Here is an 18,715-nt window from a genome sequence, read left to right on the forward strand (position 1 = left end):
ACATCCACGTCAACCACAACGAAACCACCTTCGTTGGCAACGACCGTAGCGAACAGGTTGAGCACGATGAAACCATCGCCATCGGCCACGACCGCAGCGAAGCGGTGGGCAACGACGAACAGGTCAACATCGGGCAAGACCGGCGTCACGTCATCGCGCAAGACGACTGCCTGACCATCGACCGCAACCACACCATAGCCACCGGGCGCGACCGCACGGAAGACGTGGGCAACAACCGCCGCGACAAGACCGCCGCGAACCACTGGATAGAAACCGGCGGCCATGTTGAACACAAGGTGCAAGGCCACTTCCAGGTGCATGCCGGCGAGCGGATCGACGGCAAGACGGTCACGCTGGAATTGCAGGCAGCGCAACGCGTGGTGATCCAAGGGCCGGGGGGCACGATCACGATTGATGGGGATGGCATCACGCTGGAAGCGCTTGCCATCAACCTCAAAGGCCCCGTCGCGCAGGCGAACGGGAGCGGCAATTCGCTGTCGATGGCAGGCGACGTGGTCGAGGGACTGATAGAAGACTGCATGGAACGCACGCGATGACCGCTGCCGTCATGCCCAGCCTGATCACCGAACGCCGTCATGCGGCAGATGCCATTTATCTGCTGGTGGACCCGCTGGCCGACTGCGCGCCAGAGCAGCCCCTTAGCCTGGCGTCGCTGACGGCGGCATTCGGCGCTGACGCCTTGACCACGGTGGCACGACCTGATCTTGCGCACACGCCAAGCGCCTGCCCGGTGTTGATTCGCCTGGCGGATCCCGGCCAGGAGCCTGCCGCGGCATTTATCCTTCAGATATCGCAACACGCACTGGCCGACGTCGTGCTCCGCAGACGCTATATCTGCGGCCTGCTGCTCAGCCCCTTCGACGCCGATGCCCTGGCCGACCATGTCGCCGCACGCTGCATGGAATTTTCAGGCAGCGCCGTGGGCGGCATGTCGCCATGGTTCGAGCCGTTGCGGCTGGAACTGCTGGCCGCCTCGATGTCCCGGGAGTCGCTGGGCCGTCAGCTCTGGCCAATACGCACGTGGATGCTGCCCACCAGTTGGGGCTCGTTTGCCATCGTGAATGGCGCACCGGGTGGACCGGCGGACGCCTCAAGCGCTCAGGCCGATATTCTGCCGACGCTAGCCCGCCAGACGCAACATGACGCGCCGCTGATCGCAACGCTGTTGGCCGCATGGCGGCGGTCGTTGCAACAGCCTTTGGCCTACGCGCCAAGGCGCTGGCAAGGCAAGACGCCACTGCCACCCCAGGCCGCCGCGCAAGCCTTTCGCATGATCCGGCAGGCGCGAGAGATTGGCTTGACGGATAACCGCGACATCATCGTCTTGGCGCTGCATCAAGAGGCGATACATCCGCGGCTGTTGCGCTATGAGCCATTGCGCCAGGCCTTGATCCACGCGTCCCCCGGCGGCGCCGCCGCCGTGCTGGCGGCCTATGGCGACATGGCCTGGCAGCGCATCGCCCATCATCTGAACCTGGCGGAAACCCCCTCATGACACTCAGCTCCCAACTCGGCATCACCGTCCAGGAGATGCTGCCCTTGCCGCTGGGCAGTTGCAAAGCCTGCGCGCGCACTGGCATCCCCATCTTGCTGCTGCGCGAGGCCGCCATTCCCTGGACGCCGGCCCTGAACAAGCACGGCGCGTTGACCCATCCCGGCCTGCAACAGACGCTGCGCGTGCTGCGTAGCGGCTATGTGTACGTGCTGCTGGACGGCAATGTCTGGCAGGCCTATCAGGTCACCGACGCCGGTCACCTACGCCTGTTCGACCCCTACGAGATGGGCAGGGATGCACCCAAACCCTTGTCCGAGCGGTGCGTGCAGCATGCCCATGACCTGCCGGCGTCCTTCATCGGCATTGACGTGGATAAGTACAAGACCGCCTGGATCGCGTATGCGCAAGACCCGTGGTCCACCGCTGTGCTGGATGCGTACAAGTCTGGCGCCACGGCAGCGGCTCAGGCGCGGAAAACCGCCCACCCGTTGCGCTTCGTGATCGTCGACCTGATTACCCTGCGGCAAGATCCCACGGCGGGCGGCGTCGCACTGGCACTGGAGCACGCGCATCCACTACATACGCACGTGGCGGAGTACAGCTCGGATGTGCGCGACTTCGGCAGCGTGCATGGCTGGCATTCGCGCGCCCTGCAAGCCACGGGCATGCGCAACTATCTGAAGATGATGGAAAGCCAGCATCGCCTGCCGCAAGGCGTGCCGGGGTTGATATTGCCAGACCCGGTGGGCATGGCGCAGGAACTGAATAACTTTCGATTGGCCGCGTACACGCAGAAGCGGATGTGGGCCGAAGAGCCGCAGAGGCGCTATGCCTATCTGACGTCGCAATGTTTGCTGGGCATTGAGCAGCTTTACGCCGCCCAGGCCGATGCCGAGATGCCGCAGAGCCCCGCCTACATCCGGGACTTGATACCCAGCGCGTCCGGCATGGCGCCGAGTTTCTGGGACCCCGCGCAGGAGCGCCGCGAACGCGTGGCGCACGAGGTGGCACGGCGGATGGGTCGACTGAAGGAACGCTATTGGGAAACCGACCCGCCGTCCGAGCGAAGCCGCCAGGGCCGCGCCAGCTTTCAAGCGAGCTATGACAAGGAATGCAAACGCCTGGAGGACAACATCGATGCCTATGGCGAAGACTGGGCGCAAGTTGTGCGCGGCGCCGCTTGGCAGCGGATAGTCGATCTGGATTACAGCGACCTTGACGAACGATCACGCCGTTTGCGCTTGCTGATGGTCAGCGCGTGCCTGGACGGCGGTATTACCGACGCGGTCCAAGCGCCTGTTGTCAGCAGAACGGGCGCACCGACGGTTGCCCCCAATCTGGGTCCTACGTCGCAGGCATGGCAGGAGCTGTTGTCCGATCCGCACAGCGCGGTCTATGTGGCGTTGAACGGCCAGCGCAGCGATCTGCAATCCAGCTTTCTGCCCTTGTTCAGCGCGGGCGCGGGGGCCGCGGCCAACGACGCCGCCAAGAAATACTTCGACGCGGTAAAAGGCGTGGTCAGCAGCAAAGAGATCGGCGTGTGGCGTGAAGGCTTGGCGGCGGACGCGGCAGATCAACTGTTGGCCGCCATGCACGGCGCGAGCAGCCGGCTGCACGATCTTCTGAACGAAGGCTCCCGCGCGGCGATCGATGCCGTGCACGTCGGCGGCGCATGGTTGTACCGTGGCGCGCAGATGACGCAGGTCGTGATCCAGATGACTGTCAGCGAGTTGCTAGGAATCTACGCCGACGAACTTCAACGTGTCGGCGCGTCCCTGAACCAAGACACCGGCCGCCGAGTACGCGCCTTCATCTTTTCCGGCCTGATCAGCATCCCGGACCCCGCGTTGCACAAGATACTGATCAACGTGACGATCTGGATGGAAGGCAGCGCGGAACAGATCGCCAAGCGAATAAAAGAACTGAAGACCGGCGCGGCGAGCGTGGCTGGCAACGTGATGCAAGACGTGCAGGAGGCAATCGGCGGCGTGACACACAGCGCGCGCGGCATATCTGGTAGCGCGGTGCGCAAGCTGTCAGTGGGCATCAAACACCTGGAATCGCCTGCGTCGCAACTGCTCATCGGTCTGGAACTCAGCGCGGAGCACGCACGGGAGTTCGCCAAGAACGGCTTCACCAGCTTGAAGCGCTTATCTATTGGTGCGGGATATGGCGGGTTATCGCTGGTCAGCCTCTATTTTCTGCATGACAGTGTGCGGTCCAGCCTGGATTCCGCACGCCAGGCGGTAGGCGCGGAGCACGCGGAGGCGATGGCTGCGCTGTATGGGGCAGGCATCGGCATGCTGGGCGCGGGTGTGGAGGCGGGTGGGTTGGCGCTTAGTGTGGCGGGAGAGACAGTGCAGCCGTTCATGCGCCGGGTGGCGAGTGCTGAGGCCGGGATGGTTGCGAAGGCGATTGGGCTGGGGAAGGGGTTGGTAAAAGCGGGTGGCGCGATTGCGGCTTTGGGGGGAGTGGCGGATGGGGTGGGAGGGTTTGCGGCGGCGAGACGTGCGGATGCGGTGGGAGATGCTGGTGCAAGCAAGGCATACGCAATTGGCGGATTCGTCTCTCTAGCAGGGGCACCGTTTAGTTTATATGGCACTGCAACCGGCGCAGTATTGATGGGGCCGCTGGGTATTGGCATTTTGGCTGGACTTATAGGATTTGCGCTCGCACAGGTCGCCAAAGAACGAGAATCGGATGCCTTGGAGATGTGGGCCCGTCGCTCCTATTTCGGTCGGGCGGGAAAAAGCTCCCGCTGGGCAACGGCGGATCAAATGGGTGCAGCAATTTCGGAACTGAATGCCGCGCTTATCGGTATGGAAGTGGTCGTTGGCTTTCGCTCTGCCCAGCGAACTATGGACTTCGATTCGCTCTTGGCGGCCGACATATTGCAGATTCAGGCAACGGGCGGGGTGGAAGCGGGACTGGAACTCGGCTATCGAATCGTACTGCCCGGCTTTGACCCGGAAGTGTCTCGCTACGAATTTAGGCTTCTTGTAGAGTGCTTCGCGGTAGATAAAGTCGGACGACATACTCCAGTTCTGGTGGAGAGTGTCCTTGAGGCCGTCCACCACAACAGCGAAGTATTTGCACCCGCTCAGCGCGGCTTTAGCGGGTTGACCCCTAAAGGCTATGTGTTGCCTACGAAAGAAGCGCCAGTGCTCGCTTGCAAATTTTGGCTCGAGCCATTGCACAGAATCAAGAGCGCTACGGTTGGCATCATCTATTGGTGCGACAAGGACGACCTCGCGGGTTTTGCCAGTGTCACCATGACGGAAGAGGCGTAATGGCGCGATCTCACCTCACTCCGCAGTGCGCTGGATGGCAGCGCGATTTGCCAGGTCCTAATGAAATGCACACTGTGATGCCAAGTCTGAAAGAGAGTGCGCCGAACCACGTTGATAACACATACTTGGAACTCTCCAGGCGCTCGTCTAGCATTCGCGGAGCCTTGTTATTTGCTATCCCGTTCACCGGCTACGGGGCCTTTATTGAAATGCCCCGCATGATTTTCAGCGAGTTGTTCGATGGACTATCGAGTTTCAAATCTATTGATCTTTTTATCCTGGCGTCTGCGCTCTTGGCCATGGCCTTATGCACATGGATCACCGTACTTATATATCGGACCGATATAACTCAACCCCGCGACCTCCCCATCCGCTTCAACCGCGCCCGCCGAAAAATCTACGTCTACGGATTCCATATGGTCTGGTGGAAGCCCTTCTCACGCTGGTACGTCACTACCGCCAGCTACGACTGGGACGACGTTCGAGCCGAAGTCTGGGAACAATGGGGCGCGTCATCTAGTGGCAGCCTGATCATCAAGTGGGGCGTATCACTCGCCATCGTCAAACCCGGCACGAACGAAGTCCTCGAACGTTTCCACCTCAGCACCTACAACCAAGACCTGGACAATCTCTGGGCCTACGTCTGCACCTACATGCAGCAAGGCCCGGAAGCCTTGCCAGCGTGCGACATCGAACCGCGTGACGCGAACGACGTGCCGGCATACAACCTGGCGCTGCGTTGGGCGCCAAGGGTTGAATGGCCAGAGGCGATGGATGCCGAATCTCGGAGTGCGCCGTGATGGGATGTATCGAGCGTGTTCCAACAGTGCTGATAGATTCTCGCCGCAGGCGTATTTCGGGACGCGCGTGGATTGATCACCGTCCAACGCTTGTGCCAGGGCCTATGGACGTCGTCGGTTCGCTTGTGGTGACCGACATCTATTGGTGTGACAAGGACGATCTTGCCGGATATGCCAGCGTCACAATGACGGAGGTGGCGTGATGGCGCGGTCCAAACTCGTTCCTTCGTGTCCAGGATGGCAGCGCGACTTGCCGGGGCCGAATGAAACTCCCCTTGTGACGCCAAACGTAAAAGAGGATGGGCCGAATCACATTGACGACATCTACTTGGAACTGTCCAGACGCTCTTCCTCCATACGCGGAATTTTGCTCTTTGTTGCCGCCTTCATCGGCTATTGCGCCGTCATTGAAGCTCCTGGCATCGTTTTGAGTGTGCTGTTCGCCGACCGTGCGAGTTTTAGTTCATCTCATTTTTTTTTGGTGTTTTCTGGGCTGTTCATGATGGCGCTATGCGCCTGGACCAGCGCGCTTATGTACCGGACAGACGTCGCGCAACCCCGAGACCTCCCCATCCGCTTCAACCGCGCCCGCCGAAAAATCTACGTCTACGGTTTCCACATGGTTTGGTGGAAACCCTTCTCACGCTGGTACGTCACTACCGCCAGCTACGACTGGGACGACGTTCGAGCCGAAGTCTGGGAACAATGGGGCGCCTCATCCAGTGGAAGCCTGATCATCAAGTGGGGCGTATCACTCGCCATCGTCAAACCCGGCACCAACGACGTCATCGAACGTTTCCACCTCAGCACCTACAACCAAGACCTGGACAATCTCTGGGCCTACGTCTGCACCTACATGCAGCAAGGCCCGGAAGCCTTGCCAACGTGCGACATCGAACCGCGTGACGCGAATGACGTGCCGGCATACAACCTGGCGCTGCGTTGGGCGCCAAGGGTTGAATGGCCAGAGGCGATGGATGCCGAATCTCGGAGTGCGCCGTGATGGGTGGTGTAAGGCGTCAACCTGACCTCCACCGCACCCCCACCTCCTTACTTCACGATCCGCGCGTCCAAGCTATTGTCCGCCAGCGCCTTGGCCTGTTCCTGCGTCATGCCCAGATGCTCGTACAACGCATGGAAGTTCTCGTTTACATAGCCGCCAAAGTAGGCCGGGTCGTCGGAATTCACGGTGACTTTCACGCCCGCGTCCAACAGCTTCAGGATGTTGTGATCGCGCATGTGTTCGAACACGCGCAGGCGCGTGTTGGATAGCGGACAGACGGTCAGGGGGATCTGTTCGTCGATCAGGCGCGCGATCAGGTTCGGGTCTTCGGCGGCGCGCACGCCGTGGTCAATGCGCAGCACCTTCAGCAGGTCCAGTGCTTCCCAGATGTATTCGGGCGGGCCTTCCTCGCCCGCGTGCGCCACGGCGGGCAGGCCTTCGGCGCGGGCGCGGTCGAAGACGCGCTGGAACAGACGCGGCGGAAAGCCCATTTCACTGCTGTCCAGGCCGACGGCGACAAAGGCGTCGCGATAGGGCAGGGCTTCATCCAGCGTACGCATCGCTTGTTCTTCGGGCAGGTGGCGCAGAAAGCTCAGGATCAGTCCGCTGGAGACGCCCAGTTGCTTGCGCCCGTCTTCCAGCGCCTGGTTGATGCCCTCCAGCACGACAGCGAAGGGGATGCCGCGATCGGTATGCGTCTGCGGGTCGAAGAAGGGTTCGGTGTGCACCACGTTCTGTTCGCGGCACTTCAAAAGATAGGCCCAGGTCAGGTCGTAGAAGTCCTGTTCGGTGCGCAAGACGTTGGCGCCCATGTAGTACAGGTCCAGGAATTCCTGAAGGTTGCCGTAGTTGTAGGCGCCGCGCAGGGCATCGATGTCGGTCCAGGGCAGCGCAACGTCGTTGCGTTGCGCCAGTTTGAACAGCAGCTCGGGTTCCAACGAGCCCTCCAGGTGCAGGTGCAGTTCGGCCTTGGGCAATGCGTTGAGCCAGTCGTACATAGGTGCTCCGATAAAAAGGGGCGTGATCAATGAGGATTAAGCGCTGGGGCTTCAGCGCGGAGGTTAAGCGTGTGCTTTACGCGGCCAGCGCGGTCTGATCCGCCTGGATGGCTTGCTCCAGGTGCGCCGCAAAGGCGCGCGCCTGGCGGGTGCTGGGGCGGTCGCGCCGCCATATCGCGGCCAAGGGCGATTTTTTGATGGCGGGGCGCGCGGGCAGCACGATGAGTTCGCCGCGCGCTTGGCGGACGGCGGCCACGCTGCCGGGCAGCATCCACAGGTAGTGCCCGTCCAGCAACATCTCGCGGCCGAACTCCAGGGACAGGGCGCCGATCATATCCGGAATTGCCAAACCGGCCTGGCGCAGCGACATTTCCAGTTCGCCACGGATGCGGCTGCCGGGCAACGCGGTAATCCAGGGGTAAGCCACATAGTCGGCCAGCGTGGTGTTCGGTAGCCTCGCCAAAGGGTGATCCAGGGCGCAGCCCAGCACGACGGGGTCTTCCAGCAACGTGGTGGACCGGTAAACCTGCGGGTTGACCGTGGACGAAAAACGGCTGATCAGCACGTCTACCGCACCGGCGTCCAGGTCTTCGATCAAGCGCTCGTGTGTGCCGATCTCGATGGTAAGCGTGATGCGGGGATAGGCCAGGCGGAACGAACGCGCGGCTTCAGCCACCGGCCAGCCCGCGAACATGGAAAAGCAGCCGACCGTCAGGCTGCCTTCGTCGCCGCGCGACACGGCGGCCAGATCGATCTCGGCCTTGCGGAAGTCGGTTAGCAGCAGGCGGGCATGGCGGCACATGGCGTCGCCCAGCGGCGTGCAGGTCGTGCCCTTGGCGGTGCGCTCGAACAGGCGCGCACCCACCAGTTCTTCAATCTCGGCGATGGCGCGCGACAAGCCCGATTGCGTGCTGTGCAACTGCGCCGCCGCTTTGGACAGGTTGCCCAATTCAGAGACGGTCAGCACGATTTCCAGGTGCCGGATGCGGAGTTTGCCTCGGAACGGTGTCATGGGAAGCGGCCAATGGCGATGTGCCGATTATTCTCTGCCGCGCAACGCTTGGCAACGGCGGTGTGGGATTCAGATATAGTTCGTCGCCAAGCGAGGCCTCGAACCCATCGCGCCGCTCCCTGCGTTGACCGCGTGTGCGGCGGCAAGAAAGGCACAACATGCATTCATCCCTATCGACTATTTCCACACCCCGCGCGCGGCGGCTTGCCCAGTATGCGGGGGCCGGGCTGATGGCGCTTGCACTAAGCGGCTGCGGCGTTTCCCGCGTGGACGAGGTGTCGGTGAAGTGGCCGTCTTTCAAGAGCGTGACGCCGGTGGTCCTGCATTCGGACCCGGCGCAATGCCCGGACTTGGGCGGTACCTACCGCGCCCAGGGTGAACTGCGGTCGGGCGAGCCATCCCACGCCCTGAAAGACCTGCGTACTTTTTTCCTGTATCCCTTGGCGCTGCCCGGCATGCGTGACACGCTCCTGCCGGAATGGCGCTCGACGCCCGCCGCGACGGTGTCGTTGTCGCCCGACGGCAAGGGGTGGAACGTGTTGGCCCTGGACGGGCAGGGCGCACGCTCAGCGGCGCGTTTGCCCATGCTGGATGGCGGCGAGGATCCGGCGGCCAAGTCCGGCGAGGGCGGCTTCTATCTGCCCGACGACATTCGCCGCTACACGGGCTGCACGCAAGGCCGGCTGTGGGTCAGCGTGCGGCACGACTGGCGTCAGCATGAATCGATGGGCGTCAGGCGCCACGTGGCAATATTCCGTCCGCAAGCCGGCGGCTTGCTCGTAACCGTGCAACGCGAGTCGGACAGCATTGGAATGTTGCCGTGGTATTCCAACGAGAGCAGCGTGTCGCAGTACTGGTTCGCACCGGTTGGCCGCTGATATTTTTTTTCACCAGGTGACGCCGCGGCGGCGGCTTGCCGATTAGCTTCTGACTCATGACACGTAAAAGCCTGTTTATCTCGACCTTGCTCCTGATTGTGTTCACGCTGCTTGTGGCATTGTTCTGGCGCCATCAGTTCGCCAACACACCGCCTTCGCTGCGCGGGCTGATCGAAGACCCGGTGGGCAGCAACGCGCACGTCTATGGCGAGTCGCCACGCGAAGACGCCCAAGCCCTGCGAGCCTTGCTAGCCGACGCACAACGCGGCAACCCCGAGGCGCAGTTCATGCAGGGCCTGATGCTGGAACAGGTGGATATGAAAGAAGCGTTGCGCTGGTATGAAACGGCGGCCGCCCAGGGGCATGAGGCTTCCATCGAGCGCCTGGCGCAACTGCGCGGGCAGGCGGCGGTTCGGTAGGCGTGGCATAGCGCGCTGGCGGAGTCTTCCACCAGACCCGCCTGCTTAGGTAGGAAGCGGTAGCGCAACGTTACGACCGGCTGCAGGTTCGAGCCCGCGAGTTCGATTTCGGCAGCCGGTCGCGGTACGATCCTGGCTGACTTCGATTATTCAGGAATACCATGCGTCAGCGTTCATCACGCCCTCGAATCGATTCCCTTTCCCGTGTTGTGCTTGCGGCTTGCATTGCGGCTGCGACCGCAACCGCAGCCCAGGCGCAATCGCCCGCGTCCGCCACGGGATCGCGCGTGCAGACAACGCCCGCGCCGGTACAGCCGCAACCGGCCTTGACGCCTAAGCGCAGCTTTGACGATGTGGTTGCCGCGCAGGAAGCGGCAAAATCCGGTGCGCCGGCAGCTACCCCCGCGGCCGCCGCGCCGGCTCCGGCAACTGCGCCTTCCGCGGGTGCGGCAACGCCCGCCACCGCACCTTCGGGCTCAGCCGCCGCTGCCGCACCCGCCGCACCCGCCGCACCCCCCGCAGCCCCGACCGTCATCATCCCGACCGAGCTGGACACCAAGGCGTGTATCGCCAAGTTGCGCAACGGCGCCACCGCCAATGGCCTGACCGTGGCGGATTGGGACAAGTACACCGCCAATGCCAAGCTGTTGCCCACGACGGTGGCGTCTGCCAAGGGCCAACCGGAAGGGCGTGAAAGCTGGTGGGACTACATTGCCAAGACCGTTGACGATGAGCGCGTCAACGACGGCCTGGCCGTGATGAAGAAGGTGGGGCCGCAGTTGTCCGCCATCAGCCAGCAATACCAGGTAGACCCCGCGACGCTGGTCGCCATCTTCGGCATCGAAACCAACTACGGTCGCCAGATCGGCAAGACCGACGTGCTGAACGCCTGGTTGACGCGCGCCTGCACCGAGAACAAGACCTTGTGGGAAAAGAACGCCTATGCCTCGGTGCGCCTGTTGCGCGACGGGACCGTGCCGGCCGATAGCTTCGTGGGTTCCTGGAGCGGCGCGTTCGGCATGACGCAGTTCATTCCGACGTCTTTCTATGAACTGGCGGCAGACGGCGATGGCGATGGCCGCATCGACCTCTACAACTCGCTGCCCGATGCGCTGGCCTCCACCGCCAACCACCTGCGCAAGCGCCGCGCCAAGTGGACGCACGGCCTGCCCGCCGTGGTGGAAGTGCGCGTGCCCGCTGACGTGGCTGCCGCGATTCCGCCGGAGCCCGACGCGGAATACGTGGGCTCGCAAGACCGCCGAACTATTGCGCAGTGGGCGCAGGCCGGGTTGAAGCAGGGTGACGGTTCGGTCTTGAAGCTGCCGTCGGGCAACGATGAAAAAGCCTATCTGTTTGCCCCCACCGGCGCCAAGGGGCCGGTCTTCCTGGCCACGGGCAACTTCGACGCCATCCTGCACTACAACCAGTCGCGCCGTTACGGCTTGGCGGTGTCGTTGTTGCTGAACCGCTTGCAGGGCCGTCCGGGCATCATTGCAGCCTGGCCGACGGATGACCCGGGGCTGTCGCGTGCCGAGATCAAAGAATTGCAAGAGGCGCTTTACGGACGTGGCTACGACGTGGGCGAGGCGGACGGCATTCCCGGCGCCAAGACCCGCGATGCCGTGCGCGCGGAACAAGAGCGCCGTGGCCTGCCGCAAGATGGGCGCGTGGGCAAGCGCATTCTGGACGCGTTGCGAGCCGACAAGCCCGACGCGTTACGCGCGCGCCCGGCCCAGTAAGGCGGCGGCGTGCCCCCAGGCGGAGCCAACATCCGCGCCTGACCGGCGCGGTGTTCACGGCACTCACCAACGATGGGACGGCGGATGTCATGCGCGGCCAAGCGCCGCTATGATGGAGCCGTCCCACCAATATTAAGAATGTCATGTCGTCCGCTGGTTTTCCTGACGTATTCCTGACGCCTCGGCTGCGCGCGCAGCGCATGGGGCAAACGCATCTGCCGTTCATCGAGCGAATGCACGCCAACCCCGATGTCATGGCCACGATGGGCGGCACGCGCGACGCGGCGGCCAGCCGGCTGTACCTGGCGCAGAACGAAGCCCATTGGACGGATCACGGCTACGGCATGTACGTGCTGGAAGATCGGGAAATGGGCGCGGTGGTTGGACGCGCCGGTTTGAAGTACACGGTGTCCGATGAGCAAGGCGCCATTGAGCTTGCCTATGCGTTTGAACCGGAATGCTGGGGCCGTGGTTATGCCGTGGAGATTTCAGTGGCGCTGATCTCGCTGGGATTCAAGTTGCTGCCGGTCGATGTGTTGTGCGCCGTGGCGATTCAATCCAACACGGCGTCGCGCCGCGTGCTGGAAAAGATCGGTATGCGCTATGTGGGAGAAGCGGCGGGCAAGGGCGTCGATGTGAAAGTGCGCTACGAGATCCGCCGCGCGGAATGGCGGGTGCAACAGGGGCAGGCCGACGACCACGCGTGGCAGCCGCGGCGTTAACATTCGGCTATGAGCACCCCCACGATTCCCGACGACGACCCTCAGCCCGTCCCTCCCGAACGCCCCGCGCCGGAAGAATGCTGCAACAGCGGCTGCATTCCCTGCGTGTACGACATGTACGACGAAGCCATGGAAAATTACCGCCAAGCCTTGAAAGCGTGGCGGATACGGCATGAAATGGAAGGTTCGTAGGATGGGTGTAGCGCGCAGGGCTAAATAAAAGAAAACAGACGCTCAACGCGCAAACCCATCAAGCAGCCTCCCGAGATGGCCGCATTTGAATAGCATTCAACGCCGGCTGATGGGTTACGCGCGTTGTCGGGCGTGTTCTGTTGGCCAGTCGTTCGCGCTCCACCCATCCTACGGATGGGCATGCAGCGAAACGTAGGATGGGTGTAGCGCGCAGGGCTAAATAAAAGAAATCAGACGCTCAGCGCGCAAACCCATCAAGCAGCCTCCCGCGATGGTCGCATTTGAATAGCATCCAACGCCGGCTGATGGGTTACGCGCGTTGTCCGGGCGTGTTCTGTTGGCCAGTCGTTCGCGCTCCACCCATCCTACGAATGGGCATGCAGCGAAACGTAGGATGGGTGCCGCGCGCACGGCTAAATAAAAGAAAGCAGACGCTCAACGCGCAAACCCATCAAGCAGCCTCCCCCAATACTCGCCCCTCAACCTGCCAGCTTCATATGCACGATCGGAAACGGGCGGCCGGCGTCGTCGTGGGCCGAGCGGCCGGTGTCGACGAAACCGTAGTGCTTGTAGAACCCGTGCGCTTGCGGATTCTGTTCATTCACGTCGACCAGCAGGGTGCCGTGCAGCGAGCGCGCAAAATTCAGCAGGCGGCGGCCCGCGCCTTTGCCACGCTTGCTGGCGTCCACGAACAGCATCTCTACCTTGTTGCCGGACAGCCCCATGAAGCCGGCGATCTCGCCGTCTACGTCCTCGCACACCCACACCCGCACCGATGGCAGATAGGTGTTCAGGACCTGCGGGTACATGGCTTGTATTTCCTTTTCCGTCAGGAAGGAATGTGTGGCGCGCACCGAGCGGAGCCAGATGTCCGCCAAAGCCAGGTCGTCGCCGTGGTTGCGTTCTCGGATATTCATGTTCTTGTTGATGTTTACAGCCCGGATCGATACAGCTCTGTCGCGGCCAGGACGGTTTCCATTTGCACAGTATGCGCGAAGACAAAGCGGTCGCCGTAGACGGTTTCATCCGGAAACTCCGAAATCAAGGCCAGTGGCAAATCTTCGCGATCCGTCTCCGTGATCTGTACCGGAATGCCATTCATGACATCAAAGCCGGTTTCGAGCGCATGTGCGTGAAACAGCTCCAACTGGCGGGCATTGAATTCCACCAGCCCGGCCACCTTGGCGGCCAAGCGCGCGGTGACGCCTTCGATCAGCCGACGGGCGCGTTCACGCCAGCCCGGATGATGGCGCAACACCAGGAAGAATCCCTTCGGTATGGTCCATAGTTCGAAATGGCGTGGCAGATAACCAGACAGGGGCCGCGTCCACTCGTGCGCGGGGTAGCCGTGCAGGTTGATGTGCAATTGCGCGCCGCTGATCGCATGGGCTTGATGACGCGCGTCGCGTTCAAAGAACGGCGCATGTTCGCGGTAGGCGATGTCGTCACCCAGCGCGCTGTAGCGCGAGGCGTGCAGCATGTGGCGGGGGTGATGTTCGCGCAGGCGGTTGAACAGCGCGTAGCCGTCGGGGTTTTCGGCGGCGATCAGCGCAAAGTGCGCGCTGCCGCGTTCCGCCAGCGTCTGCGCTGCGCGCAGCGCGCCGACAATGCCGGACGTTTCATTGGCATGTTGCGCGCCCGAGATGAAGACGGCCGGCCCGGGTCCGCGCACATACGTGCCCAGTACCGGGCGCCCCTGACGCGACACCGCCTGGAAGGTGTCGCCGCCAAACGCCGCCACACAACCCGCAATCTGGGCGGCCGTCAGCGGCTCGCGGCGTTGCGCCAGCGGCCCATCGGGTAACGCCGGGGTAACCGGCGCGACCGGCGCAAACGGTTCAAGCGATATCTGCACGCGCGCCGCGCCGTCATGGCGGCGGATGTCGGGAATGATCTGGCCGGGCTGCAAGCCGCGGTCGCCCGACGGCCGGCCGGAGTGATGCTGAAAATGTTCCAGCAGCGTGAAGTACACGTCTTCGTGGAGGGCTTCGAAGGTGCTGACGATTTCCTCGTCCACCGGTAGCGCGAAGTCCATGCCGGGCAGGTCCACCCGAATTTCCAGACGGTCGAAATACGGTTCGTGCGCGCCCCAGGCGTGATTGCGCACGGTGTCTACGATGCTGCGGAACACTTGCTGGTATTCGGTGGCTTGGGCGCCGTCGGTCTGCACCACCCCATCGGCATCGCGCACGCGCAGCCAGCCGGTGGGCGACAGTTCGGGCGTGCCATCCTGTGCCGCGCCCAGCACGTTGGGCGCGAACACGCGGGACTCGACCTTGCGGCCATCGGCGTAGGTCAAGGTGACGTCATAGTGCAGGTCTGACGCGCCTTCCTGCATTACCACGCGCACGCCTTCCAGCAACGCGACCAGCGGGTAGGCCTCAAGAGTGAAGCGCTTGGCCAGCGCGTGTTCGTGCAGCGGATAGCGCACCAGCACCGACACCAGGCCTTGGCGATCGACGTCTTCCAGGAAGTAGTGCAGCAACGGCTTGTAGGCGCTGCGAAAGCGCGCGGTGACGCCGGCCTGCGCCAATCGCGCCTCTGCCGCGCGGCGGGCGTCAACACCTTCAAACAGCCAGCCTTCCACCACCGCGCCGCGCCACACGGGCGCCAGGTAGGAATGGGTCCAGGCGTCCAGCGTGCGGTCAAATGATTTTTCAAGCAAAGACATGCTTTGGTTTCCTTCGGGGTTCTTGCGGCATCCGGCAAAGAGACAAATGCCCCTTTCGGGGCATCTGATCTTTTACACCTTTCCAGTGGGGTCGAGGCGGTCTCGCAACCAATCTCCCAGCAGATTAAGGCCCAGCACGGTCAGCATGATCGCCAGACCGGGGAAGACGCTGACCCACCACGCGGTTTGCATGTAGGTGCGGCCATCGGCCAGCATGCCGCCCCAACTGGGAATCATCGGGTCCACGCCCAGGCCCAGGAAGGTCAGGCTGCTTTCCAGCAGAATGTTGTTGGCCACGTTCAAGGTCATCAGGATCACCAGCGGACCCAGCAGGTTGGGCACGATGTGATGGCGGATCATGGCCAGGTCGCGCACGCCAAAGGCGCGTGCGGCCAGCACGAATTCGCGCTCACGCAGCGCCAGCACCTGGGCGCGTACCAAGCGGGCGTACTGCACCCACTGCGACACGATCATGAAGAAGATCACGTTGAACAGGCCACCACCCAGGATGGCGATGAACGTGATGGCCACCAGGATGAACGGCAGCGCCAGTTGCACGTCGGCAAAGCGCATGACGACCATGTCCCAGAAGCCACGGTAGTAGCCCGCGATCAGGCCCATGACGATGCCCAGCAGCGCGCCGCCGATGACGGACGCAAAGCCCACCATCAGCGAGATCTTGCCGCCCACGATCACGCGGGCCAGCACGTCGCGGCCCAAGGGGTCGGTGCCGAAGGGGTGCGCGGGCGACGCGAACGGCGCCATCAGGCGCGAGGCCAGGTCCATGGATTCGCCGCCATCGGGGAACAGCCAGCCGGATGTCAGCACCAACAGGATCATGACGCCGGTCAGGATCGCGCCCAGCACGAATTCCAGCGAACGGTAGCGGCTGCGCGGCTTGACGGGCTTGGGCGCGGCGGCGGTGGAGGAAGTGGTCTGCATAAGGCTCAACGCGTGCGGATACGGGGGTCGACGATGCCGTAGGCAATGTCGACGATCAGGTTGACCAGGACGATGACGGCGGCCAGCACGGTGACCGTGCCTTGCAGCACCGGGTAGTCGCGGCCCGAAATGGCGTCGAACGCCAGCGTGCCCAGTCCAGGCCAGTTGAAGACCATTTCAATCACGACGATGCCGCCGATCAGGCCGCCGAATTGCAGGCCCAGATACGTGATGAGCGGAATCGCGCAGTTGCGCAGCGCGTGCTTGTACAGCACCACGCGCTCTTTCAGGCCCTTGCTGCGCGCCACCATGATGTATTGCGCCGACAGCGTTTCCAGCATGGTGGTGCGCACCAGGCGGATGTTGGTGGCGCTAAGAATGATGGCCATCGTCAGGGACGGCAGCACCAGGCTGGCCGGTCCGCTCCAGCCCGAGGGCGGCAGCAGCGGGAAGGTGATCGACAGCAGCAGCACCAGCATCAGCGCCAGCCAGAAGTTGGGAAACGACAGCCCCACCAGCGACAGGATGCGGATGGCCTGGTCCGTGGGCTTGCCGCGCTTGATGGCGGCCTGGATGCCCAGCGGCAGCGAGATCAGGATGGATACGATCAACGACGTGAACGCCAGCATCAGCGTGGCGGGCAGGGCGTCGCCGATCAGCTTGGACACCGACGTGCCACCCATGAAGCTGCGGCCGAAATCGCCGTGCAACAGGCCCTGCATGTACGACAGGTATTGCTCGTGGAAGGGGCGGTTCAGCCCCAGCGCCTGGCGGATGTTGGCCAGATCTTGTTCGGTGACGCTGCCCGAACCCTGGCTGAGCATCAGCGCGGGGTCGCCGGTCAGGCGCACGGCGTAGGAAACCAGCAGTGTCACGGCGACGATCACGAAGACCGCCTGCAACACGCGTTTGATGAGAAATCCGGTCATGAGGCGCCGCCCCGGTTTTCACCGGGGCGGATCGTTGGGTTGATGCTTACTCGACGGTCGCGTTGAGGAAACGGAAGCGAATGTCGCCCGGAACTTCCAGGTTCTTCACGCGCTTGTTCACGCCCACGATCGTGTTCAGGCTGTACAGCGGCATTTCCAGCGCCTGGTCGGCAACGTAGGTGGCAATTTCTTGCAGCATGGCTTCGCGCTTCTTCACGTCATAGACGGTGCGTTGCGCTTCCAGCATGGCGTTCAGCTTGGCGTCGTTGTCATACGGGTTCCACTTCTGGCCCGTGTGATACATCAGGTACGCGGTGTTGTCGTAGTCATACGTCCAGCCACCCCATTGGTTCTGCCACATTTCGCCCGTCTTGCCGCCCGGGATGATGTCGTTCAACAGCACGCCGGTTTCATACGGCTTGATGGTGGCGCGCACGCCTACGCCTTGCAGGTAGCCCGACACGGCCTGGGCCACTTCGCGGAAGTTCGAATCGCTGCCGCGCACGTCGATCTGCACGGTGGCGCCCGGCTTCACGCCGGCGGCGGCCAGCAGCTTCTTGGCTTCGGCGGGGTTGAACGGCAGGGGCTTTTGCTCGGGGTTGTAGCCGAACGATTGCGGGCCCTGGAAGCTGGCGATGACTTTCGCCTGGCCCAGCAGCAACTGCTTGACGATGGCTTCACGGTCGACCGCCATGATCAGCGCGCGGCGCACGTCGCGGTTCTGCGTGATGCCGCCCTTGGTGTTGTAGCGCAGCGCGAAGGCCACCGGGCCGCCCGTCGAGATGACGTCGGCGTTGCCGGACTTCTTCACGGTGTCGATCAGGCCCAGCGGGATCAGCGTGGCGATGTCGATGCGGCCGGCTTGCAGCTCGGCCACTTGCGTGCCGGGTTCGCTGATGAAGCGGTACACAACCTTGTCCAGCTTGGGCTTGCCGCCCCAGTACTCGTCGTTGCGCGCCAGGGTCACGTTGACCTTGGGCTGATAGCTTTCAAACTTGAACGGGCCGGTGCCGACCGGGTTCGTGTTGAAGTAGTCCTCGCCCTTTTCCTTGATGTACTTGGGCGGCACGATCATGGCGCCGTAGCCAGCCAGCTTGGTCAGCAGCACGGGGTCGGGCTGCTTCAGGATGAAGTCGACGGTGTATTCGTCCACCACCTTGATCTCGCCAATGGAGTCGTAGTTGGACTTTTGCGGGCCCTTGGCGCCTTCCGCGCCCAGCAGGCGTTCAAACGTGAACTTCACGGCTTCAGCGTTGAAGGGCTCGCCGTTGTGGAACTTGACGCCTTCACGCAGCTTGAAGCGCAGGCGCTTGTTCTCGTCCAGGTATTCCCAACTGGTGGCCAGGCCCGGCTGCAGCTTCAGGTCGGCGCCGCGCATCGTCAGGCCGTCGTACAGGTTGCCGCCCACCGAACCCCAGAAGGTCACGAAGGTGTCGATGGGGTCCCAGCTACCCGGGTCCTGGTTGATGGCCACGCTGAGCGTGCCCGCGGCATGCGCGGTCGACAAGACGGCGGGCAGCGCGCCGCCCAACGCCAGGGTCAGGGCGGTGGCGGTGAAGGTGGTGCGGAAGAATTGCATGGTCGCTCCAGGAACGGGAACTCGG

At 63.0% G+C, this 18,715-nt stretch carries 17 protein-coding genes; 10 read left to right on the forward strand and 7 right to left on the reverse strand.

All coding sequences use genetic code 11. The features are described from left to right. The 5 genes from WBR68_RS21190 to WBR68_RS21210 form a co-directional block, all read left to right on the forward strand. On the forward strand, positions 1-557 hold a 557-nt coding region (locus WBR68_RS21190; protein WP_230695185.1), incomplete at its 5' end, for a bacteriophage T4 gp5 trimerisation domain-containing protein. Beyond that, a complete protein-coding gene (locus tag WBR68_RS21195) occupies positions 554-1,516 on the forward strand; it encodes a hypothetical protein (RefSeq protein WP_230695186.1) in 963 nt (320 codons plus the stop codon). The genes WBR68_RS21190 and WBR68_RS21195, both read left to right, overlap by 4 nt. Continuing rightward, entirely contained in the window at positions 1,513-4,806 is a 3,294-nt protein-coding gene (locus WBR68_RS21200) for a T6SS effector BTH_I2691 family protein (protein WP_230695187.1), read from the forward strand. The genes WBR68_RS21195 and WBR68_RS21200 overlap by 4 nt, the downstream gene beginning before the upstream one ends. Before the next feature lie 299 nt (positions 4,807-5,105). Continuing rightward, entirely contained in the window at positions 5,106-5,606 is a 501-nt protein-coding gene (locus WBR68_RS21205; RefSeq protein WP_127186401.1) for a DUF6708 domain-containing protein, read from the forward strand. Between the two features lie 277 nt (positions 5,607-5,883). Next, the gene (locus tag WBR68_RS21210) at positions 5,884-6,609 is read left to right on the forward strand and encodes a DUF6708 domain-containing protein (RefSeq protein ID WP_230695189.1); all 726 of its coding nucleotides are present in this window, start codon (positions 5,884-5,886) and stop codon (positions 6,607-6,609) included. A 47-nt stretch (positions 6,610-6,656) separates the two neighbouring features. Here WBR68_RS21210 and WBR68_RS21215 read toward each other — a convergent pair whose 3' ends face one another. Together WBR68_RS21215 and WBR68_RS21220 are read right to left on the reverse strand one after the other, a co-directional pair. Then, the gene (locus tag WBR68_RS21215) at positions 6,657-7,607 is read right to left on the reverse strand and encodes an adenosine deaminase (RefSeq protein WP_230695190.1); all 951 of its coding nucleotides are present in this window, start codon (positions 7,605-7,607) and stop codon (positions 6,657-6,659) included. A 76-nt stretch (positions 7,608-7,683) separates the two neighbouring features. Next, entirely contained in the window at positions 7,684-8,619 is a 936-nt protein-coding gene (locus WBR68_RS21220; protein ID WP_127185061.1) for a LysR family transcriptional regulator, read from the reverse strand. 158 nt (positions 8,620-8,777) lie between these two features. Here WBR68_RS21220 and WBR68_RS21225 point away from each other — a divergent pair, with 158 nt between their 5' ends. From WBR68_RS21225 to WBR68_RS21245, 5 genes are all read left to right on the forward strand, one after another. Beyond that, complete coding sequence (locus WBR68_RS21225) at positions 8,778-9,497, forward strand: hypothetical protein (protein WP_230695191.1); 720 nt, start codon at positions 8,778-8,780, stop codon at positions 9,495-9,497. A 56-nt stretch (positions 9,498-9,553) separates the two neighbouring features. Further along, the gene (locus tag WBR68_RS21230; protein ID WP_050445086.1) at positions 9,554-9,916 is read left to right on the forward strand and encodes a sel1 repeat family protein; all 363 of its coding nucleotides are present in this window, start codon (positions 9,554-9,556) and stop codon (positions 9,914-9,916) included. A gap of 287 nt (positions 9,917-10,203) precedes the next feature. Further along, on the forward strand, positions 10,204-11,655 hold the full coding sequence (locus tag WBR68_RS21235) for a lytic murein transglycosylase (RefSeq protein WP_230695192.1): 1,452 nt from the start codon (positions 10,204-10,206) through the stop codon (positions 11,653-11,655). A 143-nt stretch (positions 11,656-11,798) separates the two neighbouring features. After that, on the forward strand, positions 11,799-12,377 hold the full coding sequence (locus WBR68_RS21240; protein WP_230695193.1) for a GNAT family N-acetyltransferase: 579 nt from the start codon (positions 11,799-11,801) through the stop codon (positions 12,375-12,377). Positions 12,378-12,386: 9 nt separating this feature from the next. Next, the gene (locus tag WBR68_RS21245) at positions 12,387-12,569 is read left to right on the forward strand and encodes an oxidoreductase-like domain-containing protein (RefSeq protein ID WP_050445089.1); all 183 of its coding nucleotides are present in this window, start codon (positions 12,387-12,389) and stop codon (positions 12,567-12,569) included. A gap of 479 nt (positions 12,570-13,048) precedes the next feature. Here the strand turns inward: WBR68_RS21245 and WBR68_RS21250 are convergent, their stop codons facing one another. The 5 genes from WBR68_RS21250 to WBR68_RS21270 form a co-directional block, all read right to left on the reverse strand. Further along, complete coding sequence (locus tag WBR68_RS21250; protein WP_050445090.1) at positions 13,049-13,486, reverse strand: acetyltransferase; 438 nt, start codon at positions 13,484-13,486, stop codon at positions 13,049-13,051. Between the two features lie 14 nt (positions 13,487-13,500). After that, on the reverse strand, positions 13,501-15,240 hold the full coding sequence (locus WBR68_RS21255) for a peptidase M14 (RefSeq protein ID WP_230695194.1): 1,740 nt from the start codon (positions 15,238-15,240) through the stop codon (positions 13,501-13,503). 72 nt (positions 15,241-15,312) lie between these two features. Then, positions 15,313-16,182 carry an ABC transporter permease gene (locus WBR68_RS21260; RefSeq protein WP_050445092.1) on the reverse strand — a complete coding sequence of 290 codons (870 nt, stop codon included), beginning with the start codon at positions 16,180-16,182 and terminating at the stop codon, positions 15,313-15,315. Positions 16,183-16,187: 5 nt separating this feature from the next. Beyond that, the gene (locus tag WBR68_RS21265) at positions 16,188-17,111 is read right to left on the reverse strand and encodes an ABC transporter permease (protein ID WP_050445093.1); all 924 of its coding nucleotides are present in this window, start codon (positions 17,109-17,111) and stop codon (positions 16,188-16,190) included. A gap of 46 nt (positions 17,112-17,157) precedes the next feature. Then, on the reverse strand, positions 17,158-18,690 hold the full coding sequence (locus WBR68_RS21270) for an ABC transporter substrate-binding protein (protein ID WP_230695195.1): 1,533 nt from the start codon (positions 18,688-18,690) through the stop codon (positions 17,158-17,160). Between the last annotated feature and the right edge of the window lie 25 nt (positions 18,691-18,715).

The organism is Achromobacter sp. JD-1 (assembly GCF_038594925.1).
Taxonomy (GTDB): domain Bacteria; phylum Pseudomonadota; class Gammaproteobacteria; order Burkholderiales; family Burkholderiaceae_B; genus Achromobacter; species Achromobacter spanius_C.